Raw genomic sequence first — 25047 nt, 5'->3', positions numbered from 1 at the left:
CGAAAGTTAAACCTTGGCTTGCGCCGCAATGGCCGCAGCCTCCTGCATCAGCGCAAATGTCAGGCTGCGCGTCGCGATTTCGCGCGCTTTTTCGCGGGGCAGGGCCAATGCGCCGGCCATCGCGCCACCCAGTTGCGAATCGCCCAAAGCCAGCAGCACCAGCATCAGCGTATTTTCGCGGATCAGCTCGGCAAGGTTGGGAGTGAGCGCGCTCGCCGCCAGCTTGTCGACCAGCCGGTGAATCGCCTCCACCACCGGGTCCAGCGCATCTTCATTGCCCGACGCCAGCATCCAGCTCGCCAGCGCGCCCGCGCCTTCCCGGTCGAACGCATCGAATGTCATGTCGACGATGATGCGCGGGCTGACCTCGCCGCGCCGCGCCGCATTGACTGCATCGCCGATCTTGGCGGTGATCGTGTCGCCCAGATGGGCGGCCAATGCCTTCTGCAATCCCGCCGCCGACCCGAAATGATGGAGTAGATTGGCATGCGTCCGGCCGACCCGACCCGCAACGGCCTTCAGCGTCACTGCCTGCGGTCCGGCCTCGATCAGCAGGTCGCGCGCGGCCTCCACGGCGACGAGGCGGCTTTCATCCGGGCTGAGGCGGGCACGTTTAATTGACATGAGTGTCAGTTACTCTTATTTACATCAATGTAAGTAACAACCGGAGGCATCTCCATGACCCCGACTGATCTCACCATCACGCCGCGCGATCGTCGCTTTGCGCGTGATCGCCGGGCCGCGCGACATTGGCTGAACGGCGATCCGATCGCCACGGCTTTCTTCAACGCCCTGTCGATCACCTTCCCGCGCGGGGAAGCCTATTTCATCGACAGCGTCCGCGCCTTTCGCGCCGGCGTGCCGGACAAGCTGGCCGGTGAAATCGCTGCTTTCATCAAGCAGGAAGTCGTCCACAGCCGCGAACATCTGGCCTTCAACCGTCAGGTGACGGATCATGGCTATAACGTATCGCGCCTCGAAGCCGACGTGACGATGGTGCTGGACCTCGCCAAACAGCGCCCACCCATCGCCAGCCTCGCCGCGACCATGGCGCTCGAACATTTCACCGCCATCCTCGCCCATGAACTGTTGAGCGACTCGCGCCATTTGGACGGGGCCGATCCGGAGATTGCCGCCCTGTGGCGCTGGCACGCGATCGAGGAAATCGAGCATAAGGGCGTCGCCCATGACACATGGGTCCACGCGACCCGCGACTGGAGCCGTTTCAAACGTTGGTGGGTGAAGAGCGCGATGATGCTGGTCGTGACCAAGCATTTCCTCCACCACCGTGCCCGCGGCATGATGGACCTGTTGCGGCAGGACGGCATCACCGGCCAGCGCGCATGGGGCGGCTTGCTGCGCTATGCACTAGTCCGTCCCGGCATATTGCGCCGGGTAGCGCGGCCATGGCTCGGCTATTTCCTGCCCGGCTTCCATCCGTGGAAAGTGGACGACCGCGCGCTTATCGCGCTGGCCGAAAGCCCCTATGCCGATGCGCTCCAACAGGGCGCCCTGCCGTCGCCGGCTTGACCGGACGGAAGGGACGGCGTCTTATCGGCGCATGACGCAAGCCCCCACGCTCGAAACCATTCGCCTGATCCTCCGCCCGCACGGGGTGGAGGATTATGCCAACTGCCGCACATTATGGGCTGACGCGGATGTCGTACGCCATATCGGCGGGATGCCGCAGGATAGCCAGGCCGTCTGGTTCCGCATCCTGCGCTATGCGGGCATGTGGTCGCTGCTCGGCCACGGCATGTGGGTGATCGAGGAACGCGACAGCGGCGCCTTCCTGGGGGAAGCCGGTCTGCTCAGCGCCGAACGGGGCATCGCCGAACTGGAAGGCGTGCCCGAAGCAGGCTGGGTGCTGGGGCCGCAGGCGTGGGGCAGGGGGATCGCCACCGAAGCGATGCAGGCGATCCTCGACTGGGCCGACGCGCATGTTGATGCACCCTCGCTCCGCTGCATCATCGACCCGGACAATGCAGCCTCGATCCATGTCGCGGAGAAACTGGGTTTCCATGCGCTGGTCGATACCGACTATGGCGGCAAACCCACCCGCGTCTTCGATCGGCCGAAACAGTAAAAGAGTCGCCATCCCCGCATTCGCGGAGATGGCGATGACATTTACGATATCGACTTCACGCCGCCACCGGCAGCGCGTCGCGATACAGGTCCATGGCCGGATCATTATCCTGTCGCATGGCATCGCCTTCCTCGAACAGCAGGCAATCGACCATCGCGTCGCGGCCCAGGCTATGGCGCTGCGCCTTCTGCCCGGTGAAGCGGAAGCCCAGCTTGCGCAGGACGTTGCCGGAAGCCGGATTGTCGGCAAAGTGGCAGGCGCGGATATCGCGGACGCCATTGGCCCGCGCCATGCTCATCACCGCGCGTGCAGCCTCGGTCGCAAAGCCCAGGCCCCAATAGGGGCGGGCGATCCAGTAACCCAATTCGGGCGCACCCTGCTCATCCAGATGGATGCCGCATCCGCCCACCAGACGCGGCGCGCCCTGCGTGCGGGTGAAGGCCAGCAGGCGCGGCAATTGCGGATGCTGCGGCAAAGCCAGAAATGCTTCCGCATCGTCCAGTCCATAGGGGCTGGGCGCACGGGTCAGGTTACGCAGGACCGACGGATCACCGATCGTCTGGGCCAGCACGGGGGCATCTTCCATCCAGCCCGGACGAAGGAGCAGGCGGGGGGTACGGGCAAACATTCTCGTCTCTCCTCTTGGCTGCGCCGTTAGCCGCCAATGATGACGACTTCGCGACGGCATGGTCTGGATGATTCCCCGCCCGCTAGACGCGCGAGAAGGCGAGGAGTTCCAGAGGCTTGAGGGAAATCGGGAGAGGAATTGCCGCTTTATTCTTTTGTTACGATCCGGCTCGAATCGCGCAACGGAAAAAGGGGCGCTCCCATGGAAGGAGCGCCCCTTGTTTCCCTCGAAAACCGGCAATTGTCTGGTGACATCTGCCGGGAGGATCGCCCCTTTGCGGAGGAACGATCCGTCATCGATCGTCCGTTATTCGGCGGCCAGCGCCACGGCGTCGACCGACACATATTTGCGGCCGAGCTTGCCGGTGTGGAATACCACGCGGCCTTCGTTCAGCGCGAACAGGGTGTGGTCCTTGCCGATGCCGACATTGCGGCCCGGATAGACGCGCGTGCCGCGCTGACGAATGATGATGTTGCCGCCGATCACTTCCTGACCGCCGAACTTCTTCACGCCAAGGCGCTTCGACTCAGAATCGCGACCGTTGCGCGACGAACCGCCAGCTTTCTTATGTGCCATGACCTAAACTCCTTAACTTAGCTGCGCTCAGGCGATCGACACGATCTTGAGGATCGTGTGATTCTGGCGGTGACCGTTCTTGCGGCGATAGTTGTGACGACGACGCTTCTTGAAGACGATGACCTTCTCGCCCTTCGCCTGCGCGATGATCTCGGCGGCAACGGTCAGCTTGGCAACGTCCTTCAGGTCGCTGCCTTCACCGGCCAGCAGGACGTCGTCCAGCGTAACCTTGTCGCCGGCTTCGCCAGCCAGCTTTTCAACGACGATCTTGTCTCCGGCGGCGACGCGATACTGCTTGCCGCCCGTGCGCACGATAGCGAACATGGCTTGTCTCTTCTCGTTCAAATCTGCTTTACGCAGCTCACCAAAGACATGATGCCTTGCCGACCCGCGCGGGAATGTGGCCCGTTAGTGGAATGACTCGCGCCTGTCAACCGATGGCGGTTCGGAACCGGGGTGGTTTTCCCGCTTTTTCGTCCCTATCTTCACGGCTACACAGGCGAAGGCGGCGTTACACGCGCGGCCTTGAAGGAGCAAGTCTCACGCATGCGGCAGGGTACGGGGTCATGGTGGAACGGAAAGGGCGCGATGATGCGCCTGCCGATCCTTGCCGCCCTGTGGACATTGCTGGCGGTGACCTTGCTGTCCGCGCTCGCCCCGCTGGGACCGCCGCTCAGTCGCGCAACCGGCTCCGCCTTCAACCCCGCGACTCTGGACGTAGTGCTGAAGGCGCGCACCCAGTCCGCGGCGCAGACGGTGGTGGTCGCGCCGCGCCCGGATGGCGACGGCGGTCCACCACCCATGCTGCTGGCGCTGGCGTTGGCCATCGTCCTGCTAGGGCGTCGTCATGCCCGCCCGACCGGCTCTGTAGCACATTATCGCGCACATCTTCCATCCTTCACCCCCGCGCGCACCCGCCGCGCCCGTGCGCCGCCCGCCGCTTCCTGACGATTCGCGCCCTTGCCCGGCCCTGAACCGGGCTTTCGTCGGAAGAAGGAGCATCTCCCATGGCTCGCAGGAAAGCCGCGCGGCGCATTCGTCGCCGTCGCCCGCCCTGGTGGTTCATGCCCGCCGTCATGTCCGGCCTTGCCATCGCGGCGGTCGGCCTGTCGGCGGTGATGATGACCGTCGTAGAATAATCCCCATCCCCCCACACCGTTCGCTTCGAGCGAAGTCGAGAAGCAGTCAGCTCCGCGCCTGCGTTCTCGACAGGCTCGAAACGAACGGATGTGGTATCAATAGTCCCGCCAGACGCATCGCACAGCGTCTGGCGACAGGATCGAAAGGCTTTCATGCCCCACCATACGCCCCTGATCGGCACCATCGTTGCCGGCCTCGTCGTCGCCTTCATCATGGGCGCGATCGCCCATCGCCTCAAACTCTCACCGCTGGTCGGCTATCTGGTCGCTGGCATCCTGGTCGGCCCCTTCACGCCCGGCTTCGTCGCTGACGCTGGCCTCGCCAATGAACTGGCCGAAATCGGCGTCATCCTGCTGATGTTCGGCGTCGGCCTGCATTTCTCGCTGAAAGACCTGCTGTCGGTCAAGAATATCGCCGTCCCCGGCGCGCTGGTGCAGATCGCGGTCGCGACCCTGCTCGGCATGGGCCTGGCCTATTATATGGGCTGGGGCCTGATGGGTGGCATCGTCTTCGGCCTCGCGCTCTCGGTCGCCAGTACCGTGGTGTTGCTGCGCGCCTTGCAGGGCGCCGACCTGGTCGAAACCCGGCGCGGCCGAATCGCGATCGGCTGGCTGATCGTGGAGGATCTGGTCATGGTCCTCGCGCTCGTCCTGCTCCCCGCGCTCGCCGGCGTCCTCAACAATGCCGATGGCAGCGGCGGGGCAGGGGCGCTCATAGCGCCGCTGCTGGGCACGCTGCTGAAGGTTGCAGGCTTCGTCGCGGTCATGCTGATCGTCGGCCGCAGGGTCATCCCCTGGGCGCTCCATTGGGTCGTCCATACCGGCTCGCGCGAGCTGTTCCGCCTCGCGGTGCTGGCGATCGCGCTGGGCGTCGCTTTCGGCGCCGCACTGGCCTTCGACGTGTCCTTTGCGCTGGGCGCCTTCTTCGCCGGCATGATCCTGGGCGAAACCCCGCTCAGCCGCCGCGCGACGGAGGAAACCCTCCCGCTGCGCGATGCCTTCGCCGTGCTCTTCTTCGTATCGGTCGGGATGCTCTTCAACCCCTCGATCGTGCTGGAGCATCCTCTGCCCTTGCTGGCGACGGTCCTCATCATCGTCATCGGCAAGTCGATCGCCGCCTGGGGCATCGTCCGCGCCTTCGGCCATGCCAATGTCACCGCGCTCACCATCGCCGCCAGCCTGGCGCAGATCGGCGAATTTTCCTTCATCCTGGCTTCGCTGGGCACGGGCCTTGGTGTCCTGCCTGCCGACGCGCGCGACCTCATCCTTGCGGGCGCGCTCGTCTCCATCTTCCTCAATCCCATCCTCTTCTCGCTCATCGTGCGCGACCACAAGAAGGATGACGATGAGGACGTGGAAGCCGTCAAGGCACCGGAGAAGCCGCGCATCGGCCATGTCATCCTGATCGGCTATGGCCGGGTCGGCAAGCTGATCGCCCTGCGCCTGCATGAACGCGACGTGCATTTTGTGGTTGTGGAAGGCGACCCGGAACGCGCGGAGGAAGCGGAAGAAAACGGCCTGTCGGTGGTGAAGGGTAATGCGCTGGAGGACAAGCATCTGCTCGCCGCCGGCATTTGCGAGGCGCGCCACCTGCTGATCGCCGTGCCTGAAGGCTATGAAGGTGGCGCCATCCACGAACATGCCCGCAACCTCAACGACAAGGTTCAGGTCATTGCCCGCGCCCATAGCGACGCGGAGGTCGAGCATCTGGAGCGGCTGGGCGTCCCCCATGTCGTCATGGGCGAACGCGAACTGGCCGGGCGTATGCTCACGCTCTGCGGCGTGAGATAAAAGAAAAAGGCCCCGTTCGGTCATGCCGAACGGGGCCTTTTTCTAATCGGGGCTATCAGCCGCGCGAACGGGGCGGTCCCTTGCGCGGGCCGCCAGCGCCGGCCCCTTTGAACGGGCGCGCACTGTGCGGACGTCCGCCACCCGGACCACCGCGCGGCGGGCCGCTGCGGTTCGGCCGGTCACCGTTGGACGGACGCAGTTGCTTGCGGTTTTCGCGAGCCTCTTCGCGCGGCGCGCCGTCGATCATCTCGAACGCCACGTCGGCACCCTCGTCATTCGCTTCGCCGCTGCGCTTGACCGCCGACATGAAGCGGCTGACGATCGCTTTGGGGATTTCGAACATCGTTTCATTGGTGGTGATGCGGATCGCGCCGATATCCTGACGCGAGACATGGCCACGGCGGCAGATCAGCGGCAATATCCAGCGCGGATCGGCATTCTGACGACGGCCGATGTCCATGCGGAACCATTGGGTATCCTCAAAGCCCGGACGCGGCCCGTCATTGCGCACCGGCGCTTCGCTGCGGTCCAGCAGCTCTTCTGGCGCGGGCAGGGCTGCACGGGCGCTCTTGACCAGCATGGCGGCGATTTCCTTGGCCGACTTTTCGGCCAGCAGTTCGGCGCCCAGCGCCCAGTCCGCCTCGTCCAGTTCCGCCTGTTCCATCAGGCTGGCACGCAGGCGGGCATTGTCCTGCTCCAGGATCGCCTCGCGGCTCGGCGGGGTGCCCCATTCGACCGGGATCTTCGCCCCGCGCAGCATGGATTCGACGCGGCGGCGACGCGGATAGGGCACGATCAGAACGGCGGTGCCCTTCTTGCCCGCGCGGCCGGTGCGACCCGACCGGTGCTGCATCGTCTCGGCGTCGCGCGGCAGTTCCACATGCACCACCAACGTCAGGCTGGGCAGGTCGATGCCGCGCGCAGCCACGTCGGTCGCCACGCATACGCGGGCGCGCTTGTCGCGCAGCGCCTGCAACGCATGGTTGCGCTCATTCTGGCTATGTTCGCCCGACAGCGCCACGGCGGCAAAGCCACGCTCGGTCAGGCTCGAATGCAGGTGACGCACATTGTCGCGCGTGGCGCAGAACAGGATCGCCGTCTCCGCCTCGTGGAAGCGCAGCAGGTTCACCACCGCATTCTCGATATCGGACGGGGCGACCGTCAGCGCCTGATAGCTGATGTCGCCATGGCCGCGCTCTTCGCTCATCGTCGAGATGCGCAGCGCGTCATTCTGGTAACGCTTGGCCATCGCCACGATCGGCTTGGGCATGGTGGCCGAAAACAGCAGGGTACGGCGTTCCTGCGGCGCGCTGTCGAGAATGCCTTCCAGATCCTCGCGGAAGCCCATGTCGAGCATCTCGTCCGCTTCGTCCAGCACAACGGTGCGCATCGCCGACAGGTCCAGCGCGCCGCGCTCCAGATGGTCGCGCAGGCGGCCCGGCGTACCGACCACGATATGCGCGCCGTGCGACAGGGCGCGGCGTTCCTTGGCGGCGTCCATGCCGCCCACGCAGGTGGCGATGCGGGCACGCGCGGCGCCGTACAGCCATTCCAGCTCGCGGCTGACCTGCAACGCCAGTTCGCGCGTCGGCGCGATCACCAGCGCCAGCGGCAGGCCGGCAACCGGCAGCCGATCGGCATCGCCCAGCAATTCGCCCGCCATGGCGAGGCCAAAGGCGACGGTCTTGCCCGAACCGGTCTGCGCCGACACGAGGAGGTCGCGACCATGCGCCTCTTCCTCTGTCACCTGCGATTGAACGGGGGTCAGTGCCTCATAGCCCTTGGCGACGAGCGCCTGGGACAGGAGGGCGGGGAGAGTTTCAAAAGCCATTTTTCTGTTTTCCATCGGTAAAAGCGACCCGCCATTCCCGACGGATACTTGATGACCTCTCGCTGCCGCCATGCGCGGATCAGCCGGTGCGTCAGGTCAATGCGCACCTGTCCTGCCGGTTGCCCGACACGTCATTGCCATTGCAGGCATGACGAAAGGGAAGGGCGCGAAGCCTGTCTTCCCTCAAATAAGAAAGCCTCCTTCCCGCATTCCGAGGAAGGAGGCTTTCCCATTATCTATAGCGCAAGACTTAGACCGAAGCGACTTCCGCCACGTCGACCTTCACGCCCGGACCCATCGAGGACGACAGGGCGATCTTGCGAACATATTTGCCCTTCGAACCCGATGGCTTCGCCTTGACGATCGCGTCGACGAAGGCGTCGAAATTCTTGCGCAGGTCTTCGGCCGAGAAGCTCGACTTGCCGAGGCCAGCGTGGATGATGCCGGCCTTTTCGACGCGGAATTCGATCTGACCACCCTTGGCGGCCTTCACGGCTTCGGCGACGTTCGGCGTCACGGTGCCCAGCTTCGGGTTCGGCATCAGGCCCTTGGGGCCCAGAACCTTACCCAGGCGACCCACCAGACCCATCATGTCGGGGGTGGCGATGACGCGCTGGAAGTCGATGTTGCCGGCCTGGATCGATTCGAGCAGGTCTTCGGCGCCCACGATGTCGGCACCGGCGTCGAGCGCCTGCTGAGCCTTGTCGTTGCGGGCGAACACGGCGACGCGGACGTCCTTGCCGGTGCCGGCGGGCAGGGTGACGACGCCACGGACCATCTGGTCGGCATGACGCGGATCGACGCCCAGGTTGATCGCGATTTCGACGCTTTCGTCGAACTTCGCGGTCGCGTGGGTCTTGATCAGGCCCAGCGCCTCGTCAACGCCGTGCAGCTTTTCCTTGTCGATGGCGGCGGCCAGAACCTTGGCCTTCTTGGTGATCTTTGCCATGCTCTTAGCCTTCCACCACTTCGAGGCCCATCGCGCGGGCGGAGCCTTCGATGATCTTCGTCGCTGCGTCGATGTCATTCGCGTTCAGGTCGACCATTTTCGACTGGGCGATTTCAGCGAGCTGCGCACGGGTGATCTTGCCGGCGACGACCTTGCCCGGTTCCTTGGAACCCGACTTCAGGTTGATGGCCTTCTTGATCAGATAGGTGGCGGGCGGCTGCTTCATCACGAAGGTGAAGCTGCGGTCTGCATAAACGGTGATGATGGTGGGCAGCGGGGTGCCCTTGTCCATGCTGGCCGTCTGGGCGTTGAACGCCTTGCAGAATTCCATGATGTTCACGCCGCGCTGACCCAGGGCAGGGCCGATCGGCGGGGCGGGCTTTGCGTCTCCAGCGGGCACCTGGAGTTTGATATAGCCCGTAATCTTCTTGGCCATTGTCACTCACTCTTTAGCTGGGCGACTTGGCAAGCATGCCGCCCGGTTCAAGTTTAGCGGTCGAACGGTCATCCGAAAACGACCTCCCGCACATGGTCCGGCTACCCAGAGGGCGGCACGGAAGCGCGGGCCTATAGCGATGTTCGCCTTGAAAGGAAAGGGGGTCTGTCGACATGTGCGACAAACCCCTGTTCGACCTGCTCTTTACGGCAAAAGGGCCGCCGATCCGAAGAAAGGCGACCCTTTTTGCAACCTGCCTTGCGGCCGGATCTTACTTCGACAGTTCGACCTGTTCGAAGTCGAGTTCCACCGGGGTGGCGCGACCGAAGATCGACACCGACACCTTGACGCGGTTCTTTTCGAAATCCAGTTCCTCGACCACGCCGTTGAAGCTGGCGAACGGGCCGTCCAGCACCTTGACGCTGTCGCCGATTTCGTAATCGACGCTGACCTTGTGCTTGGGGGCGGCTTCGGCTTCCTTCTGGGCGCCGAAATAGCGGGCAGCGTCCGCCTCGCTGATCGCCTGCGGCTTGCCCATCGAACCCAGGAAGCCCGTCACCTTGGGCGTGTTCTTCACCAGGTGATAGATGTCGTCGTTCATCGCCAGCTTGGCGAGGACGTATCCGGGCATGAACTTGCGCTCGACCTGGACCTTCTTGCCGCGCTTGACCTCGGTGATGGTTTCGACAGGCACTTCGACCTGCTCGACCAGTTGCGACAGGCCCATGCGCTCGGCTTCGGACAGGATCGATTCCTTGACCTTGTTCTCGAAGCCCGAATAGGCGTGGATGATGTACCAGCGCGCCATGTTACCGTCTAAACTCCTGTTCAGAGCATTATGCTCAATGTCCCGACGCCCGCAAATCTAAGCCTGTGGCTTAGCGACCTGCTGCCACGCCCAGCAACCACTGGACGATCGCGCCGAAGAAAGTGTCGATGCCAAAGAAGAACAGGCCCAGCAGCGTCGTCATGATGACGACCATCACGCCGGTCATCATCGTTTCGCGGCCGGTCGGCCATACGATCTTCTTCGCTTCGGTCTGTACCTGGTTGACGAATTCGCCGGGGGATACCTTCGCCATCGTCTGCCTTTGCACGTCTTGAAACCAACACCAAATCGCGAAGCAACAGTCCGCCCTCCCGATCCCGCTATGTTTCAGCGTCCGGGGGTGCGGCCGCACGCTCCGCGACCAACTTCGCCGGCCTGTAAGGCCGCGATTTCTTAACGGTGGACGTGCCGCCCACCTCGAAATCGCTAAGCACACTTAGCCGCGAGCCCTTGCTTTTCAAGGGCTCGCGGCCAGTTCGCTTGGCAGGAGTGGAGGGACTCGAACCCACGGCATTCGGTTTTGGAGACCGACGCTCTACCAACTGAGCTACACTCCTGCACTGGCCGGGACCAGCGAAGGAGGGCGCTTTAGCGTGGCCGTGCGGGGAGGGCAAGCGCCATTATGCGGCTTTTTGCATTGGCTCGGCAACTTGCGTGTCGACGCTGGTCTGCCGTTCTGCCTCTGCGTTGATCTGCGCGCCCAGCAACACGATATAAGCGGACACGAACAGCCAGAGTTGCAGCACCACTACCGCGCCCAGTGACCCGTAGGTCTTGTTATAATTGCCGAATGTGGACACGTAAAAGGATACGCCCAGCGTCGCGGCCAGCCAGAACAGGGTCGCCGCCACCGATCCCACCGTCAGCCACTGCCACTGCGCATGGCGCCGGTTCGGCCCGAACCGGTAGATCAGGCCGAAGATCGTACTGGCCAGCAGGCCCGCGCACACCCATGTCGCCGCCTTGATCGCGAACAACACGCCCGGCCCCCAGTTGGTGAGGAAATCCTGCAACAGCCCGATGATCGTGGCGGTAAACACGCCCGCGACCACCACCAGCACCGCCGAAAAGGTGATCCCCATCGACGTGCGATAGAATTTCAGGATGTTGCGGCCTTCTTTCTGGTCATAGACGATATTGAGCGCCTCCATGATCGCCGACGCCGCACGGGTCGCGCCATAGACGGCGATGGCCAGCGCCAGCAGCAGCCCGAACCCGATCGCGGGTTTCCGCGTACTGACCACGCCCAGCAACTGGTCGTTGATCAGCGATGCGGCGTCCTGCGGCACGACGGAAATGATCGCCTGCATATGCCGCCCGACCATCGCCGGATCGCCGAACAGGCCATAGGTCAGCACCACGGCGGCCAGCAACGGCGCGATCGACAGAAACGCATAATAAGCCACGCCGGCCGCCAGTAACCCGACATGATTGGACGACAGCGCGCCATGGACCCGCTTCAATATCTCCCACCATCCCCGCGCCGGTATTTTCCACGGCGCATCGACATGCACTTGGCTCGCGACTTGTGCGGTCATCACATTCCCCTGCTGTTCATAAAAGCAAGCGCGCAAAGGGGGAGGGTGGTTCCCTTATGAAGGCGGACGGGCGATGGAACGGGGTGTTGGGTGGATAGCGGTCATTCCCCTCCCGCTTGCGGGAGGGGAAGCGAGACTTGCGCGGGCAGCGCGTTAGTCGCAGCGGGGTGGGCTCTCGTGACGTCCAGCCCACCCCCTAGCCCCCTCCCGTAAACGGGAGAGGGAACATATCTGCTTTTGGTCGCTTCCGGCCATCCTTTTACCCCTCTCCCCTGAGGGAGAGGGCTGCGCAGACTTGGCAGCTTGCTGCCTAGTCGTAGCTGGGTGAGGGGGAAGCAGCCTCTCGACAATAGGCTGGCCTTGCGTCCGTTCCCCTCATCCAACTGCGCCTAGGCTCCTTCGTCGCCAAGGCTTCATATCCTTCTCCCTCAAGGGGAGAAGGATAGCGGCTCTCGGTCATCATCAACGACTTCCCACCACGCTTCCAATGTAGGATTTTCTCTGATCTATCCTGTGGCATGAAAGCCTCGCCCTTCAATGGCATCACCGATCGGTCAGTGCGCAAAGGCACGATACAGGCGCGTGGGTGGCGCGGTCCTGTGCTCCTGATGACGCGCGATCGTGACCCGCATGTAGCGTGTGTGACGCTTCGCGAGCGCGTTGCGAGCGCCACGGGAACGCTTCCGCCGCAAAAGCCGGGCAATACTGTGAACTTCGCCCTGTCGCGTCGCCATGATCTCGATCGCCGCCGCCAGATATTCTCTGGCCGGCACCATCGCATCAGCGCGCGTGATAATCCTCGCAGGCGATGCCGTCCCCGTCGCCGTCCATATGCGCGCCATAGCCCGGCTGACCGCGATAGAGCGGCGTTGCACCAGCAGCTCTGGCTTCACGGCACCCGCGATAGGACCAGTTTGCGCCGGTGGCCGCTACCGCCCCGACCTGCCGTACGCGCGGCGCCGATGGCGCGCCGCCGCCGCTCGGCTGCTGCCGGTCCAGATCAGCGGCGGACATGGGGCGATCGGTGCCGATCGTGTTGCGGGTGGGCCGCCATGGCTCGCTTGGCGCGGCCTGCGTGGTTGCGGCCGGTTCGTTGGCGAACTGGCGCGATGCGACCCCGCCAACGCCGCCGATCACGATCGCTGCCAAAGCCGCCTTCATGCCAAAATGTCCCACAGTCATGCCCGGTGGTTAGGCGCGTCACGGTAAAGGATCGGTTGCCGCAAATATGACAAATGCCGTTCGCTTAAAGGAACATCCCACCCTTCATCACCCGCCGCGCGCGTCCCTGCACCGGCACGCGGTCGAACGGCGTATTGCCGGCCGCCGCCGCCATCTTCGCGCTGTCCACGATCCACGGCGCATCGGGATCGACGAAGATCAGGTCCGCCGCACTACCGCTCGCAAAACTGCCCGCATCCACGCCCAATATCCTTGCCGGATTGGCGCAGAGCAACGTCATCAGCCGACCCATCGACACATGCCCCTCCCGCACCAGATTGAGCGACAGCGCCAGCAACGTCTCCGCCCCCGCCATGCCGGGCGAGGCATCGGCGAAGGGCAGGCGCTTGTCCTCCGGCCCGCGCGGATCATGGCTGGATGTGATGACGTCCACCGTCCCATCCGCCACCGCCGCCAGACTGGCCTGCCGGTCCCGCTCGTCCCGCAATGGCGGCGACAGGCGCGCAAAGGTGCGGAAATCGGTCGCCGCCTGATCGTTCAGGAACAGATAGGCCGGACTGATGCCGCATGTGACCTTCAGTCCCTCCGCCTTGGCTGCGCGGATCAGATCGAAGCCCGCCTTCGTCGTCACCAGTCGGAAATGGATCGCCGCGCCCGTCTCACGCACCAGCATGATGTCGCGAGCGATCGCCAATGCCTCGGCGCAGGCCGGCGCGTGCGGCAGGCCGAGCCGCGTCGCCGTCTCGCCGCTGGTTGCCACCGCCTTGGCCGTCAGCCCGCTATCCTCAGCATGGGCGATGACCGTCAGGCCCAGCCCGCTGGCATAGGAGAGAACCCGCAGCATCACGCCCGCATCGGCGATCCACTGGCGCCCGGTACCGACCGCCTTCGCGCCCGCCATCTGCATCAGGCCCATTTCGGCCATTTCCTTGCCCAGCAGGCCGCGCGTCGCCGCCGCGATCGGATGGACCCAGAAATCGGGCTTGCCCGCCCGCGTCGCTTCCCGGATCAGGCCGACCTCGTCCAGTGGCGCGCGCTGGTCGGGCATCAGCGCTGCGCGCGTGATCCCGCCGAAATGAAAGGCCGGCTTGTCGGTCGCAAACACGCCCAGATCAATGAGGCCCGGCGCAACGACCAGCCCGCCCGCATCGACGCTTTGCGCATCGTGCGGCACCGCGACATCGCCCGCCGCGACGATCCGGTCGCCCTCGATCAGGATCGTGCCGGGGGTCAGCGCATCGCCCTTGGGATCGGCCAGCTTGCCGTTGATGATGGCGATCTTGGTCATTCCCATCGCGCTTTCCTTGTTGGTCGGGATGGTCATGCCCATCCCTCCACGCCGCGCGCGCTGCGCGTCAGTACGTCCAGGCACGCCATGCGCACCGCCACGCCCATCGCCACCTGCTCGGTAATGGCGGACCGCTCGGGATGATCGGCCACCGAACTGCTGATCTCCACGCCCCGGTTCATCGGGCCGGGGTGCATCACCAGCGCATCGGGCTTGGCCAGCGCCAGCCGCTCCGGCGTCAGCCCGTACAGCGCATGATATTCACGCGGCGAAGGGATGAACGCCCCATCCATCCGCTCGTTCTGCAACCGCAGCATCATGACGACATCGGCGCCGTCCAGCCCTTCGTCCATCCGGGTAAAGGGCGTCGCCCCCAGCATCTCCACCTCCGGCGGCAGCAAAGTCGGCGGCGCCACCGCGCGCACCTGCGCCCCCAGCGCGGCGAGGCACAGCATGTTCGACCGCGCCACCCTGCTATGCAGCACATCGCCGCAGATCGCGACCACCAGCCCCGCAAAACTGCCCTTCCGACGCCGGATGGTCAGCGCATCGAGCAAGGCCTGCGTCGGATGCTGATGCCAGCCATCGCCTGCGTTGAGCACCGGGCAGTCGACCTTGTCCGCGATCAGCCGCACTGCGCCCGAACTGGCGTGGCGGATCACGATCACATCGGCCGCCATGGCGTTCAGCGTCATCGCCGTGTCGATCAGCGTCTCGCCCTTCTTCACGCTCGACGTCGCCGCGGCCATGTTCACGACGTCCGCGCCCAGCCGCTTGCCCGCAATCTCGAACGACAGCAGCGTCCGCGTGCTATTCTCGAAAAAGGCGTTGATCTGCGTCATCCCGGCCAGCCGGCCGTCATGTTTGCGCGCCTGGCCCTTGTTCGCCTGCGCCCAATGTTCGGCCTCATCCAGCAGGAAGCGGATTTCCCAGGGTTTCAGGTCCGCGATGGACAGAAGATGCCTGTGCGGAAACAGCGCCCGGCCGGTCAGCTCGGGCGTGGCGTCGGGGATGAAAATGTCTGGCATGAGCCGGTGCTTTAAGGGAGCCAGCCGGGGAGGGCAAGGCGTCCTGATGCGCTCAGGCCCGTCCGCGCCATTTCCCGAAGATGGCCTTGTCCTTCATCACTTCGCGCGCCGCATTATGGCCCGGCGCGCCGGTCACGCCGCCGCCCGGGTGCGTCCCCGCGCCGCACATATAAAGGCCCTTCACCGGCCCGCGATAGGCGCCATGGCCCAGCACCGGCCGCGCCGCCCACATCTGGTCCAGCGTCAGATTGCCGTGCATGATATCGCCGCCGATGAGGCCAAACTTGCGCTCAAGATCGAGCGGCGAATGAATCTGCCGCGCGATCACGCTCTTGGCAAAGCCCGGCGCATGGGCCTCGACCGTGGCGATGATATGGTCCGCCGCAGCCTCCCGCTCATCGTCCCAGCTTCGCCCGTCCGGCAATTCCGGCGCGAATTGCTGGCAGAAGAGGCTGGCCACATGGCAGCCCTCCGGCGCCAATGTATCGTCGATGGTCGACGGAATCAGCATCTCCACAATCGGCGCCTTCGACCAGCCGTCCCGCTTCGCGTCCAGAAACGCCCGGTCCATATAGTCCAGCGTCGGCGCGATGATGATGCCCGACTGATGATGCTCGCCCACGCCCGGAAGGCAGGTGAAGTCGGGCAGGGCGGACAGCGCCACATTCATCCGGAACGTGCCCGACCCGGCCTTGAACGCCTTGATCCGCTTGGTGAAATCGGCCGGCAGGTCGCCCGGCGCCATCATTCGCTCGTACAGCAGCTTCGGCCCGACATTGGCGATCACTGCGCCGCCCATCACCTCTTCGCCGCTCTCCAGCTTCACGCCGACCGCGCGCGCGCCATCGATCAAGACGGACGCCACCGGCGCTTCCAGGCTGATCTCCACGCCCATGGCCGCAACGACCTTGGCCATGATCTGTGTGATCGTCCCCATGCCGCCGACGCTATGGCCCCAAGCTCCCTTCTTGCCGTTCACCTCGCCGAATACATGGTGCAGCAGCACATAGGCGCTGCCCGGCGTATCGGGCGAGGCATAGTTACCGACCACCGCGTCGAAACCGAACGCGGCCTTCACCGCATCGCTCTCGAACCAACTATCGAGGAAACCACGCGCCGATTTGGTGAACAGGTCCAGCACGTCGCGCTGCTGCTCCAGCCCCAGCCCGGCGATCCGCCGTCCCTGCTTCAAGGCATCCACGATCATAGTCAGTCCGTCGCCCACATTGGGCGGGCTTTTCAGCACCAGATCGCGCAGCACATCGGCCACCACTTCCAGCGCATCATAATAGGCCGGCAGCGCGTCGGCATCATGCGCGCTGAACTTGCGAAACTCGGCCTGCGTCTTCTCCAGCCCACCGCCCAGCTTCAGATAACCGCCATCCTCTTGCGGCAGGAAATTGCTGACCGGCCGCTCGATCACGCGATAGCCATGGTCGGCCAGCTTCATGTCGCGGATGACCTTGGGATTGAGCAGGCTGACGGTATAGCTGGCGGTCGAATTGCGGAAGCCGGGATGGAATTCCTCCGTCACCGCCGCCCCGCCGACGACATTGCGCCGCTCCAGGATGCGCACCTTATATCCCGCCCGCGCCAGATAGAAGGCGCAGACAAGGCCATTATGCCCGCCGCCAATGATGACCGCGTCGTAGGATTTGCTCATGCTTTGCTGCTCCACCCCATCCCCGGTGCACGATGCAACCGCGCCTGCGGAATGATCTCCCGCACCCGCCCGCAAAAATGCCGCAGCGCCACTTCCTGTTCGCTCAAGGGGCCCATGGTGAAGCTGGCCGATGCCATCCCCGCCTGCACCCGCCCGACCAGATCGGTATCCTCGGCATTGACCTGTCGGTTGATCCGCCAGTTCAGATAGCGCACCGCCCGCATCTCCCGCCGATCGTCGGGCAGCGCATAGCTGATCTCCCGTATCAGCGTTTCCGTAGGCGACACCGGCAGCCACTGCATGAAATCGACCTGATCGGGATAGATGTCGAAGGCGAAATTGGGCCACAGCTTATAATAGGTCCACAGCCGTTGCCGCTCAGGCGGCAGATGCGGCACCGGCGGAAGGAAATGCTGATAGGCCCGCTCGGACAGATTGGCCGACGGGCGATCGACAATCGGCCCCCACATCTTGTCGGCATGGGCGGACGCTTCCACCCCATAGCCATCGCCCATCAGCCGCTTCAGCCCCGGATGTGCGACCGCGATATGCAGCCCGTCCGAATAATTGTCCCCGATATTCTTCCAGTTCACGGCCCTCGGCCGCAACGTCACTCGCCCCAGCGCCCGCAAGTCCCCGAAGCGATAGGGCGCGACTTCCGCATCATAGGGCGCCATCATCTGCGCGACCGAAGGTCCGCCATCATCCTCCAGCCGCACGAACAGAAAACCCTGCCAGCTATCCACCTCGACAGTTGCCAGCCCATGATCCGTCACTGCGAACGCGGCGCCATAGCTGGCCTTCATCGGCACGCCCGACAGCCGGCCATCCTGCTCATAGGTCCAGCCATGATAGGGGCAGACCAACTTCTTGGCGCAGCCGCTGGCCTCGTCCACGATCCGTGCCCCGCGATGACGGCAGACATTGGTGAAAGCCCGCACGGCCCGATCATCGCCGCGCATCACGATCACGCTTTCGCCGACATAATCGAGCGTATGAAAATCACCGGGGTGGGGAATTTCGCTCTCATGGCAGACGATCTGCCAGGACGGGCGAAAAATGCGTTCCACCTCCACGCCGAAAAATTCGGCGTCGGCATAGGTCCAGGCCGGCAGGCTCCATCCCGCGTCGGGATCATTGCCGGACAATGGCCTCACCACTTCCCCTTGCATCATGTCGAACGCCCCCCGGCATCGTTATGTTTTACGTATGTATAACAGTATTTCGCAAAAGTCGATTCACCTGTCCAACTCGCTGTCTCAATCTGCGACCGGATCGGCCTCCGCCTGCGCGCCATAGCGCCGCGCCAGCCAGGCGCAGGCCATCAGCTGAATCTGGTGGAACAGCATGATCGGCAGCAGGATCGGCCCGACTGCCGCCGCCGGGAACAGCACGCCCGCGATCGGTACCCCCGATGCCAGGCTCTTCTTGGACCCGCAAAATTGCAGCACGATCGCATCTTCCCGCGACAGGCCCAGCATCCGTCCCAGCGCCAGCGTGAACAGCAGGATCACCACCAGCATCGCGATGCACAGCCCTGCCAGCACCAGCAATTCCTCGCTCGAAACCTTGGCCCACAGTCCTTCGACCACGGCGGCGGAAAAGGCGGCATAGACGACCAGCAGGATGGACCCGCGATCGACCCGTCCGATCATCGCCTTGTGCTTTGCCACAAATCCCCCGATCCACGGCCGCAGCAAATGCCCCACGACGAAGGGCAACAGCAGTTGCAGCACGATCCCCTCGGCCGACGACAGAGAAATCAGGCTGCCGCTGCCGCTCCTTTGCATCAGCAGCGCGACCAGTAGCGGCGTCAGGAATATGCCCAGCAGGTTGGAGAAGGACGCGCTCACCACGGCGGCGGCGACATTGCCCCGCGCGATTGCGGTAAAGGCGATCGACGATTGCACTGTGGACGGCAGCAGCGTCAGGAACAGCAGCCCCGCGCGCATATCCTGCGGCACGAAGCCGAATCGCCCGATCAGAAGGCCCAGCAACGGAAAGGCGGCAAAGGTCGTGGCCAGCGTCGCCAGATGCAATTTCCACGCTTTAGCCCCATCCCAGATCGCCTCGCGCGACAATTTCGCGCCATGCAGGAAAAAAAGCAGCACGATGCCGGCATCCGCCACCCAGTCGGCAATCCGTGCGCCGTCGCCGCGCGCCGGCAGGACCGACGCTAGGGCAACGGTGGCGATCAGCAGCATCAGGAACGGGTCGAGGGCTTGGCGCAGGCGGTTCATGGCTATTCCGGGTCGAACGATGGATTGCCGCGGGGGATAGACGCGGCGTTCTGCCTGCGCCAACAATTTCCCCTTGGATGCAGACAAGGAGAGGCTCCCCCATGAGCGAGCATATCGCGATCGCCGAACATCAGGGCGTGGTGGAAATCATGATCGACCGCGCCGACAAGAAAAATGCCCTGACCGCGCCCATGTACCGCGCGATGACCGCCGCGCTGGCGGACGCATCGGCCCGTGCTGAAATCGGCGCAGTGCTGATCGCGGGGCAGGGGGATGCCTTCTGCGCCGGCAATGACCTGAAGGATTTCATGGCCGGGCCGGAGGGCGGGGCCGCCGCCTTCGACTTCATCCGCGCCATCGCCGCCTTCGACAAGCCGCTGGTCGCGGCGGTGCAGGGGCTGGCCGTGGGCGTGGGCACGACCATGCTTTTCCACTGCGACCTCGTCTACGCCGCGCCGGACGCGCGTTTCGTCATGCCCTTCGTCAATCTGGGCATCGTGCCGGAGGCCGGCTCCAGCCTGCTCGCGCCGGCCGTGCTGGGGCATGCGAAGGCGGCGGCGATGCTGCTGCTGGGTGAACCGCTCGATGCCGAAAGCGCCGACCGCGCCGGCCTCGTCACGGCGATCGTCCCGGCGGACGGCCTGCTCGCCCATGCGCGGACCAAGGCTGCGGCGCTGATGGCCAAGCCACCCCAGGCCCTGCTCGCCACCCGTCGCCTGATGAAGGGAGATCCTGCCGTTCTGATCGCCCGGATCGAGGAAGAAGCGCGCCTGTTCCGCGAAAGCCTGTCCTCCCCTGAAGCGCAGGAAGCCTTCGCCGCCTTCTTCGAGAAGCGCGCGCCAGTGTTCAGGCGGGAATAATAGATGAGTCGCTCCCCTTCAGGGGAGAGGTTGGGGCGGGGCGGACGATAAACAAAAATATGTCTGTCCTACATGCCCCGATCCGCGTTACGCCGATGCCGGTTCTTTCCCAGCGTCGGCCTCCTCGCATTTTTTCTTCCGCCCGAACTGCATCTCGCTGACGATCACCGCCGCGACGATCAGCAGGCCGCCCATCAGCGCCGTGGGCGGCAACCGCTCGCCCGCGATCCGGCCGATGATGCCCGCCCAGACCGGCTCGCCGGCATAGATCAACGTCGCACGCGTCGGCGAAACGGTACGCTGCGCCCAGTTCATCACGAACTGGATCAGTGCCGTCATCGCGCCCAGCCCGCAGGCGCTCAACCCCACGGTCCAGCTGAGCGGCGGCACCTGCTCACCCACCGCGCCCATGCAGGCAAAGGCCAGCAGCGACGTTACCGCCAACTGCACCAATGTCACGCGCGCGACATTCACCTTGCCCGCCCACAGGCTGATGAAAATAATCTCCAGCGCGATCGCCACCGTGCTGATCAGGGTCAATGCCTCGCCCTTGCCCAGCGCCAGTCCACCCTTGGGCGCAGCCACCAGCATCAACCCGATAAAGGCCAGCACCACGCCGATCCAACTGGTCAGGCGCGGCCGTCGGCGCAATATGATCCACTGCATGATCGGCACCAGCGGTACATAGGCGGCGGTGATGAAGGCGGACGTACTGCTGCTGATCGTCTGCAAGCCCCAGGTCTGGAGCGAATAGCCGACGAAAATGCCCAGCCCGATCATCAAACCCGCCAGCAATTCCTTGCCCGTTAGTCCACGCAGCACCGGCAGCGCCAGCGGCAGGGCGATCAGCGCCGCCGTGCCGAAGCGCAGCCCGACGAAGAAGAAAGGCCCGGTTTCCTGCATCGCATGATGGACGATCAGGAAAGTCCCGCCCCAAAGGACGGTCACGCCGATCAGCGCCAGTTCGGGGCGGCCGATCATCAGGCGCGGAGAGTCGGGCTTGCCGGAAGCGTCATTGTGCAACATAATGCACGTCGCCCTATGAGTAATATATTGCACAGTCAAGATCGGCCGATGGAACGGCGCCCCGATGTTCTCGCCCATGTCGCCGGCAATGTCCGTGCACTCCGGGCCGAACGCGGCCTCAGTCAGGATGGGCTGGCGACGGCGGCGGATGTCAGCCGCCGCATGATCTCCGGCATCGAAAGCGGGGAGGCGAACGTCAGTCTTTCCACGCTCGACCGGCTGGCGGCGGCGCTGGGCGTCAGCTTCTCGCGCCTCGTCCGCCCGCCCGAAATGCCCGACAACAGCCGCATCGACAGCCTCGCCTGGCGCGGGCAAAGTCCGGACAGCCGCGCCACCCTGCTCGGCACCGTCCCCGCCGCGCGGGAGGCAGAGTTATGGACATGGTCGCTGGGGGCAGGGGAGGTCTATCCGGCCGAAGCCGATGCCGCCAACTGGCACGAAATGCTCTATGTGATAGACGGCGTACTGACCGTGGAGCGGGAGGGCGCCGCTCCCAAGCGCGTGGAAAGGGGCGACTTCCTGATCTTCACCAGCGATCGCCCCTATCTCTTCGCCAACCGCGAAACCGAACCGGTCCGCTTCGTCAGGAATGTGGTGTTCTAGGCGTCAGTCGCGAAAAGTCCGTTCGCCCTGAGCCTGTCTAAGCCTGTCCCGAGCGACTGCCGCAGGCGGGCAGTCGAAGGGGGCCTTATTCCTTCTTCAGGTCGTTCCCGGCCTTTTCCAGCGTCGTACCGACATCATGCCTGGCCTCGCCCGCCTCGCGCTTGGCATCGGCCGCCGCATTGTCGCTGGCCGCGCCGATCCGTTCGGCGCCATTGTCGATCGCATGGCCGGCATGCTCCAGCCCGTTGTCGATCTTCGCGCCAGCATCATCGACTGCGTTGGTCATGTCATTGCCGATGGCCGATCCGGCATTCTCCAGATTATCCTGCGCCTTTTCCGAGCAGGCGGACAGGCCGGCGACGGTCAGCACCGCGACCGCGGCGAGTAGGGAATTGCGCATGATGGCTCCTCTTGCCAGTGAATAGAGCCTCTCTAAGCGCAGGAAGCGACAGAAGGTTTCGCAGCCGTGTCGTTTATCCGCCGCGCAGGCCGAACACCATCGACCGGTCGGCTTCGGGAATCAGTCCTTCCAATACGCGCCAGAAACCCGTCACCGACCCTTGCCCCGCCTGCGCATAGGCGGTCGCCATCTTCTCGCGCAACGCACGAAACAACTCCGCCTCCAGCGCTTTGCCAGCGGGACTGAGCCGCAACAGTTTCTGCCTGCGATCGCTGGCCCCGGTGCGCGTCTCGATATAGCCCCGCTCGACCAGATCGTTCAGCACGCGCCCCAGCGATTGCTTGGTGATGGCCAGCAAGCGCAGCAAATCCTTGACCGTCAGGTCCGGCTGGCGGGAAATGAAGTAGAGCGCCCGATGATGCGCGCGTCCCAGCCCCTGCGCCGCCAGCCCCTCGTCGATCGACCGGGTGAGCGCGGAATAGCCGAAATAGAGCATCTCGATCCCTCGCCGGATCTCATCCTCGCGCAGGAACAGCGGCGAGGCAGGCGATATCTGCGTGGCGGAGGCATTGGAAACCGACATGAAGGGCTGTGATCCGGCAAAAGGGCTGCGCGCATATTGGCGTCATCAAACTATCATGACTAGGCTTTCCTTTCACGAATGACACGCTATATGGCGTCCCCGCGCCGGCATCATGTTCGGCGCTGCTGGGGCGTCGCCAAGCGGTAAGGCAGCGGCTTTTGATGCCGCCATGCGCAGGTTCGAATCCTGCCGCCCCAGCCAGTTTTCCATACCGCGCCTGCTCCGCTATTCGCCATGTCCCGAACAAGGCGGGCTATCATCGAAGGCGCGCGCGCCCGCGCCACCGCCTGCCGCGACATCGTCCGGGTTGCGCAGCGGGCAATCCGTCAGTGACAGGCAACCGCAACCGATACAGCTATCCAACTGATCGCGCAGCCGCGACAGCAGGGCGATCCGCTGGTCCAGTTCCCCGCGCCAGTCCGTCGACAGGGCCGACCAGTCGGCCGCATTGCGCAAATGGCCCGAGGGGAGGTGGCTGATATTCTCTCGTATCTGTCCCAGCGGAATGCCGACCCGTTGCGCCACCTTGATAACTGCGATCAGGCGCAGCACCATCCGGTGGTAGCGCCGCTGGTTGCCCCGTGTCCGCCTGCTTTCGATCAATCCCTGTGCTTCATAAAAATGCAGCGTGGAAACGGCCACGCCGGCGCGGCGGGCAACTTCGCCCACGCTCAGGTCGGATGCGGCGAGCGGCATATTTTGCCTTTCAGGATCACAGGGAAAGGAAAGGTCTTTACCTCAACTATTGTTGAGGTTTTATAGGGACACTCCCTGATTCGCAAGGGAGACGAAATTTGCATGATCCTGTCACCGGCTGTTTCCGGCCACGCGCCGAGCCTCGAAATTTGTTGCAAGTCGCTCGCAACAACCCTATTCCAAGCGCGCCGGAAATAGAGTGGCAGGGTGGTGTCTCCTGCGCTTGCCTTGCTGCAAGTTCTTCCCCGCCGCGGCGTCGACCCGACCTCCATCGGGGCATGGCGCGCGCATTTCGTGGTTTCCGCTTCCGCACGCCCTGTCCCCAATAAAGGACAGCCCGTGCGCACTTATTCTTTCGACCTTTCCTGCCTGACCTGGACCTACCGCAACGCCGATCATCGCTGATCGCGCGCGCCGCGTCCTGCCTCTCCTCTTTTCTTAATGGACATTCGATGAGCATCGACCCCTTCAGCCTTGCCGTTCTCCTGTGGCCCCGCCTTGGCGGTGCGAAGCGCACGGAGGCCCCGGCATGACAGACCATGACCCCATGACCGACCATGATTTGCCTCCACCCGCCTCTGCGGCGCATCGGCCCATTCGCACCATCGCGCTGACGGTCACGATCCTGATCCTGCTGCTCGGCGCGCTTTATCTCTGGCGCGGCTGGCGCGCGGGTCAGGCGCAGGCGTGGCAGCCGCAGGCCGTACCGGTTGCCGCCACGGTGGTGCAACCGCGCGACATTCCCGCCGCGCTGGAAGCGGTCGGCAATCTGCGCGCAGTGCGAGAGGTGATATTGTCGCCCGAAGTCGCCGGCCGGGTTTCCGCCATCCATTTCGAAGCCGGGCGGCAGGTCGGTGCCGGCGCGTTGCTGGTCCAACTATTCGACGGACCGGAGCGCGCGGATCGCCGCGCCGCACAAGCCAAGGCAGCCTTTGCCGGCGTGCAGGTCGCAAGGTCGCAGGAACTGGCGCCAACCGGTGCGGAGCCACGCGAAACACTGGAGCAGCGCCGCGCCGACCGCGACCAGGCCGTTGCCGCCGTGCAACAGATCGACGCCCGGCTGGTCCAGAAACAGGTACGCGCGCCCTTTGCCGGGGTGCTGGGCATCCGTCAGGTCAATCTTGGCCAATATCTCAATCCCGGCGATGCCGTCGCGACGCTCACCGCGCTCGACAGCCTCTTCGTCGACTTCGCCCTGCCGCAGCAGGAATTGAGCCGGCTGAAGCCCGGATCGACCGTCATCGTCACCAGCGATGCCTGGCCGGGCCGTCGCTTCACTGCGCGGGTGAATGCGATCGAGCCAAAGATCGGCGAGGATACCCGCAACGTCACGGTGCAGGCGCTGCTGCCCAACCCCGACCGCGCGCTGCGCCCCGGCATGTATGTCACCGCCGCGCTGGAACTACCGGTGCAGCAGGGCGCGTTGCTCGTCCCCGCCACCGCGATCCAGACGTCGGCGCAGGGGGACAGCATCATCGTCATTCGCGGCAAGAATGCCCGCGTCGGCGGCAAGGCGGAGATCCTGCCGGTCCAGACCGGGCGGCGCATCGGCAATGACGTCGTCGTCACCAGCGGCATCCGTCCGGGCGACGTCATCGTGACCGAGGGCCAGTTGCGCGTGCAGCCTGGTGCAGAGGTCAAGGTCGCCGCGCCCGTGAAGCAGGGAGGGCGCTGA

Annotated in this window: 28 protein-coding genes and 2 tRNA genes; 9 read left to right on the top strand and 21 right to left on the bottom strand. The window is 64.5% G+C overall.

The features are described from left to right. Positions 1 to 6: 6 nt before the first annotated feature. Positions 7 to 624 carry a TetR family transcriptional regulator gene (locus tag RQH62_RS09110; RefSeq protein WP_311268446.1) on the bottom strand — a complete coding sequence of 206 codons (618 nt, stop codon included), beginning with the start codon at positions 622 to 624 and terminating at the stop codon, positions 7 to 9. Positions 625 to 678: 54 nt separating this feature from the next. Here RQH62_RS09110 and RQH62_RS09105 point away from each other — a divergent pair, with 54 nt between their 5' ends. Continuing rightward, positions 679 to 1530, top strand: a complete 852-nt coding sequence (locus tag RQH62_RS09105) for a metal-dependent hydrolase (protein WP_311268445.1) — start codon at positions 679 to 681, stop codon at positions 1528 to 1530. A gap of 31 nt (positions 1531 to 1561) precedes the next feature. Then, positions 1562 to 2086: a GNAT family N-acetyltransferase gene (locus RQH62_RS09100; protein ID WP_311268444.1), complete on the top strand. Its 525-nt coding sequence runs from the start codon at positions 1562 to 1564 to the stop codon at positions 2084 to 2086. 55 nt (positions 2087 to 2141) lie between these two features. On the opposite strand, the gene RQH62_RS09095 is transcribed toward RQH62_RS09100, so the two are convergent. From RQH62_RS09095 to rplU, 3 genes are all read right to left on the bottom strand, one after another. Next, positions 2142 to 2714, bottom strand: a complete 573-nt coding sequence (locus RQH62_RS09095; RefSeq protein WP_311268443.1) for a GNAT family N-acetyltransferase — start codon at positions 2712 to 2714, stop codon at positions 2142 to 2144. 306 nt (positions 2715 to 3020) lie between these two features. Further along, positions 3021 to 3290, bottom strand: a complete 270-nt coding sequence (rpmA, locus tag RQH62_RS09090; protein WP_120250600.1) for a 50S ribosomal protein L27 — start codon at positions 3288 to 3290, stop codon at positions 3021 to 3023. 27 nt (positions 3291 to 3317) lie between these two features. Next, on the bottom strand, positions 3318 to 3614 hold the full coding sequence (gene rplU, locus RQH62_RS09085; protein ID WP_311268442.1) for a 50S ribosomal protein L21: 297 nt from the start codon (positions 3612 to 3614) through the stop codon (positions 3318 to 3320). 222 nt (positions 3615 to 3836) lie between these two features. On the opposite strand from rplU, the gene RQH62_RS09080 reads away from it, so the two are divergent. From RQH62_RS09080 to ybaL, 3 genes are all read left to right on the top strand, one after another. Next, a complete protein-coding gene (locus RQH62_RS09080) occupies positions 3837 to 4238 on the top strand; it encodes a hypothetical protein (RefSeq protein WP_311268441.1) in 402 nt (133 codons plus the stop codon). Positions 4239 to 4297: 59 nt separating this feature from the next. Beyond that, positions 4298 to 4429, top strand: coding sequence for a hypothetical protein (locus tag RQH62_RS09075; protein ID WP_311268440.1), 132 nt, complete (start codon positions 4298 to 4300; stop codon positions 4427 to 4429). 153 nt (positions 4430 to 4582) lie between these two features. Further along, entirely contained in the window at positions 4583 to 6220 is a 1638-nt protein-coding gene (gene ybaL, locus RQH62_RS09070; RefSeq protein WP_311268439.1) for a YbaL family putative K(+) efflux transporter, read from the top strand. 55 nt (positions 6221 to 6275) lie between these two features. Here ybaL and RQH62_RS09065 read toward each other — a convergent pair whose 3' ends face one another. From RQH62_RS09065 to RQH62_RS09005, 13 genes are all read right to left on the bottom strand, one after another. Further along, entirely contained in the window at positions 6276 to 8051 is a 1776-nt protein-coding gene (locus RQH62_RS09065; RefSeq protein WP_311268438.1) for a DEAD/DEAH box helicase, read from the bottom strand. Between the two features lie 250 nt (positions 8052 to 8301). Continuing rightward, on the bottom strand, positions 8302 to 9000 hold the full coding sequence (gene rplA, locus RQH62_RS09060) for a 50S ribosomal protein L1 (protein WP_311268437.1): 699 nt from the start codon (positions 8998 to 9000) through the stop codon (positions 8302 to 8304). Positions 9001 to 9004: 4 nt separating this feature from the next. Beyond that, positions 9005 to 9436 carry a 50S ribosomal protein L11 gene (gene rplK, locus RQH62_RS09055; protein WP_311268436.1) on the bottom strand — a complete coding sequence of 144 codons (432 nt, stop codon included), beginning with the start codon at positions 9434 to 9436 and terminating at the stop codon, positions 9005 to 9007. A gap of 271 nt (positions 9437 to 9707) precedes the next feature. Then, a complete protein-coding gene (nusG, locus tag RQH62_RS09050; RefSeq protein ID WP_056687666.1) occupies positions 9708 to 10244 on the bottom strand; it encodes a transcription termination/antitermination protein NusG in 537 nt (178 codons plus the stop codon). 70 nt (positions 10245 to 10314) lie between these two features. Beyond that, positions 10315 to 10518, bottom strand: a complete 204-nt coding sequence (gene secE, locus RQH62_RS09045; RefSeq protein ID WP_311268435.1) for a preprotein translocase subunit SecE — start codon at positions 10516 to 10518, stop codon at positions 10315 to 10317. Between the two features lie 228 nt (positions 10519 to 10746). Next, positions 10747 to 10822 (bottom strand) — tRNA-Trp (locus tag RQH62_RS09040). A 63-nt stretch (positions 10823 to 10885) separates the two neighbouring features. After that, positions 10886 to 11803: a YihY/virulence factor BrkB family protein gene (locus RQH62_RS09035; protein WP_311268434.1), complete on the bottom strand. Its 918-nt coding sequence runs from the start codon at positions 11801 to 11803 to the stop codon at positions 10886 to 10888. A 780-nt stretch (positions 11804 to 12583) separates the two neighbouring features. Beyond that, positions 12584 to 12964 (bottom strand): excalibur calcium-binding domain-containing protein, encoded by a 381-nt coding sequence (locus RQH62_RS09030; protein WP_311268433.1) that lies wholly within the window; start codon positions 12962 to 12964, stop codon positions 12584 to 12586. Positions 12965 to 13049: 85 nt separating this feature from the next. Beyond that, positions 13050 to 14273, bottom strand: a complete 1224-nt coding sequence (locus RQH62_RS09025) for a dihydroorotase (protein WP_311268591.1) — start codon at positions 14271 to 14273, stop codon at positions 13050 to 13052. Positions 14274 to 14305: 32 nt separating this feature from the next. Further along, positions 14306 to 15301: an aspartate carbamoyltransferase catalytic subunit gene (locus RQH62_RS09020; RefSeq protein WP_120250591.1), complete on the bottom strand. Its 996-nt coding sequence runs from the start codon at positions 15299 to 15301 to the stop codon at positions 14306 to 14308. A gap of 52 nt (positions 15302 to 15353) precedes the next feature. After that, on the bottom strand, positions 15354 to 16964 hold the full coding sequence (locus RQH62_RS09015) for an NAD(P)/FAD-dependent oxidoreductase (RefSeq protein ID WP_311268432.1): 1611 nt from the start codon (positions 16962 to 16964) through the stop codon (positions 15354 to 15356). After that, complete coding sequence (locus RQH62_RS09010) at positions 16961 to 18121, bottom strand: aromatic ring-hydroxylating dioxygenase subunit alpha (RefSeq protein ID WP_311268431.1); 1161 nt, start codon at positions 18119 to 18121, stop codon at positions 16961 to 16963. Before RQH62_RS09010 ends, RQH62_RS09015 begins: the two co-directional genes overlap by 4 nt. Positions 18122 to 18223: 102 nt before the next feature. Then, positions 18224 to 19204, bottom strand: a complete 981-nt coding sequence (locus RQH62_RS09005) for a bile acid:sodium symporter family protein (protein WP_311268430.1) — start codon at positions 19202 to 19204, stop codon at positions 18224 to 18226. 101 nt (positions 19205 to 19305) lie between these two features. Between RQH62_RS09005 and RQH62_RS09000 the strand changes: the two genes are divergently transcribed. After that, on the top strand, positions 19306 to 20064 hold the full coding sequence (locus RQH62_RS09000; RefSeq protein ID WP_311268429.1) for an enoyl-CoA hydratase: 759 nt from the start codon (positions 19306 to 19308) through the stop codon (positions 20062 to 20064). An 87-nt stretch (positions 20065 to 20151) separates the two neighbouring features. Here the strand turns inward: RQH62_RS09000 and RQH62_RS08995 are convergent, their stop codons facing one another. After that, the gene (locus RQH62_RS08995) at positions 20152 to 21090 is read right to left on the bottom strand and encodes a DMT family transporter (RefSeq protein ID WP_311268428.1); all 939 of its coding nucleotides are present in this window, start codon (positions 21088 to 21090) and stop codon (positions 20152 to 20154) included. 48 nt (positions 21091 to 21138) lie between these two features. On the opposite strand from RQH62_RS08995, the gene RQH62_RS08990 reads away from it, so the two are divergent. Further along, positions 21139 to 21693 (top strand): XRE family transcriptional regulator, encoded by a 555-nt coding sequence (locus RQH62_RS08990; RefSeq protein ID WP_311268427.1) that lies wholly within the window; start codon positions 21139 to 21141, stop codon positions 21691 to 21693. A gap of 85 nt (positions 21694 to 21778) precedes the next feature. On the opposite strand, the gene RQH62_RS08985 is transcribed toward RQH62_RS08990, so the two are convergent. Together RQH62_RS08985 and RQH62_RS08980 are read right to left on the bottom strand one after the other, a co-directional pair. Beyond that, positions 21779 to 22093, bottom strand: a complete 315-nt coding sequence (locus RQH62_RS08985; protein WP_311268426.1) for a hypothetical protein — start codon at positions 22091 to 22093, stop codon at positions 21779 to 21781. Between the two features lie 73 nt (positions 22094 to 22166). Further along, positions 22167 to 22676, bottom strand: coding sequence for a MarR family transcriptional regulator (locus RQH62_RS08980; protein ID WP_311268425.1), 510 nt, complete (start codon positions 22674 to 22676; stop codon positions 22167 to 22169). 126 nt (positions 22677 to 22802) lie between these two features. On the opposite strand from RQH62_RS08980, the gene RQH62_RS08975 reads away from it, so the two are divergent. Continuing rightward, positions 22803 to 22877 (top strand) — tRNA-Gln (locus RQH62_RS08975). A 24-nt stretch (positions 22878 to 22901) separates the two neighbouring features. On the opposite strand, the gene soxR is transcribed toward RQH62_RS08975, so the two are convergent. After that, the gene (gene soxR, locus RQH62_RS08970; protein ID WP_311268424.1) at positions 22902 to 23372 is read right to left on the bottom strand and encodes a redox-sensitive transcriptional activator SoxR; all 471 of its coding nucleotides are present in this window, start codon (positions 23370 to 23372) and stop codon (positions 22902 to 22904) included. Positions 23373 to 23919: 547 nt separating this feature from the next. On the opposite strand from soxR, the gene RQH62_RS08965 reads away from it, so the two are divergent. Continuing rightward, complete coding sequence (locus tag RQH62_RS08965; RefSeq protein ID WP_311268590.1) at positions 23920 to 25047, top strand: efflux RND transporter periplasmic adaptor subunit; 1128 nt, start codon at positions 23920 to 23922, stop codon at positions 25045 to 25047.

Origin of the sequence: Sphingobium sp. WCS2017Hpa-17 (assembly GCF_031843765.1) — a bacterium.
Taxonomy (GTDB): domain Bacteria; phylum Pseudomonadota; class Alphaproteobacteria; order Sphingomonadales; family Sphingomonadaceae; genus Sphingobium.
The sequence above is the reverse complement of the archived record's forward strand: the minus strand, read 5'-3'. Positions and strand labels throughout refer to the sequence as shown.

Bases quoted from the DNA above. Each gene is read 5' to 3' on its own strand.
- RQH62_RS09110 (WP_311268446.1), bottom strand. From the start codon at position 624: ATGTCAATTAAACGTGCCCGCCTCAGCCCGGATGAAAGCCGCCTCGTC.
- RQH62_RS09105 (WP_311268445.1), top strand. From the start codon at position 679: ATGACCCCGACTGATCTCACCATCACGCCGCGCGATCGTCGCTTTGCG.
- RQH62_RS09100 (WP_311268444.1), top strand. From the start codon at position 1,562: ATGACGCAAGCCCCCACGCTCGAAACCATTCGCCTGATCCTCCGCCCG.
- RQH62_RS09095 (WP_311268443.1), bottom strand. From the start codon at position 2,714: ATGTTTGCCCGTACCCCCCGCCTGCTCCTTCGTCCGGGCTGGATGGAA.
- rpmA (WP_120250600.1), bottom strand. From the start codon at position 3,290: ATGGCACATAAGAAAGCTGGCGGTTCGTCGCGCAACGGTCGCGATTCT.
- rplU (WP_311268442.1), bottom strand. From the start codon at position 3,614: ATGTTCGCTATCGTGCGCACGGGCGGCAAGCAGTATCGCGTCGCCGCC.
- RQH62_RS09080 (WP_311268441.1), top strand. From the start codon at position 3,837: ATGCGGCAGGGTACGGGGTCATGGTGGAACGGAAAGGGCGCGATGATG.
- RQH62_RS09075 (WP_311268440.1), top strand. From the start codon at position 4,298: ATGGCTCGCAGGAAAGCCGCGCGGCGCATTCGTCGCCGTCGCCCGCCC.
- ybaL (WP_311268439.1), top strand. From the start codon at position 4,583: ATGCCCCACCATACGCCCCTGATCGGCACCATCGTTGCCGGCCTCGTC.
- RQH62_RS09065 (WP_311268438.1), bottom strand. From the start codon at position 8,051: ATGGCTTTTGAAACTCTCCCCGCCCTCCTGTCCCAGGCGCTCGTCGCC.
- rplA (WP_311268437.1), bottom strand. From the start codon at position 9,000: ATGGCAAAGATCACCAAGAAGGCCAAGGTTCTGGCCGCCGCCATCGAC.
- rplK (WP_311268436.1), bottom strand. From the start codon at position 9,436: ATGGCCAAGAAGATTACGGGCTATATCAAACTCCAGGTGCCCGCTGGA.
- nusG (WP_056687666.1), bottom strand. From the start codon at position 10,244: ATGGCGCGCTGGTACATCATCCACGCCTATTCGGGCTTCGAGAACAAG.
- secE (WP_311268435.1), bottom strand. From the start codon at position 10,518: ATGGCGAAGGTATCCCCCGGCGAATTCGTCAACCAGGTACAGACCGAA.
- RQH62_RS09035 (WP_311268434.1), bottom strand. From the start codon at position 11,803: ATGACCGCACAAGTCGCGAGCCAAGTGCATGTCGATGCGCCGTGGAAA.
- RQH62_RS09030 (WP_311268433.1), bottom strand. From the start codon at position 12,964: ATGAAGGCGGCTTTGGCAGCGATCGTGATCGGCGGCGTTGGCGGGGTC.
- RQH62_RS09025 (WP_311268591.1), bottom strand. From the start codon at position 14,273: ATGACCAAGATCGCCATCATCAACGGCAAGCTGGCCGATCCCAAGGGC.
- RQH62_RS09020 (WP_120250591.1), bottom strand. From the start codon at position 15,301: ATGCCAGACATTTTCATCCCCGACGCCACGCCCGAGCTGACCGGCCGG.
- RQH62_RS09015 (WP_311268432.1), bottom strand. From the start codon at position 16,964: ATGAGCAAATCCTACGACGCGGTCATCATTGGCGGCGGGCATAATGGC.
- RQH62_RS09005 (WP_311268430.1), bottom strand. From the start codon at position 19,204: ATGAACCGCCTGCGCCAAGCCCTCGACCCGTTCCTGATGCTGCTGATC.
- RQH62_RS09000 (WP_311268429.1), top strand. From the start codon at position 19,306: ATGAGCGAGCATATCGCGATCGCCGAACATCAGGGCGTGGTGGAAATC.
- RQH62_RS08995 (WP_311268428.1), bottom strand. From the start codon at position 21,090: ATGTTGCACAATGACGCTTCCGGCAAGCCCGACTCTCCGCGCCTGATG.
- RQH62_RS08990 (WP_311268427.1), top strand. From the start codon at position 21,139: ATGGAACGGCGCCCCGATGTTCTCGCCCATGTCGCCGGCAATGTCCGT.
- RQH62_RS08985 (WP_311268426.1), bottom strand. From the start codon at position 22,093: ATGCGCAATTCCCTACTCGCCGCGGTCGCGGTGCTGACCGTCGCCGGC.
- RQH62_RS08980 (WP_311268425.1), bottom strand. From the start codon at position 22,676: ATGTCGGTTTCCAATGCCTCCGCCACGCAGATATCGCCTGCCTCGCCG.
- soxR (WP_311268424.1), bottom strand. From the start codon at position 23,372: ATGCCGCTCGCCGCATCCGACCTGAGCGTGGGCGAAGTTGCCCGCCGC.
- RQH62_RS08965 (WP_311268590.1), top strand. From the start codon at position 23,920: ATGACCGACCATGATTTGCCTCCACCCGCCTCTGCGGCGCATCGGCCC.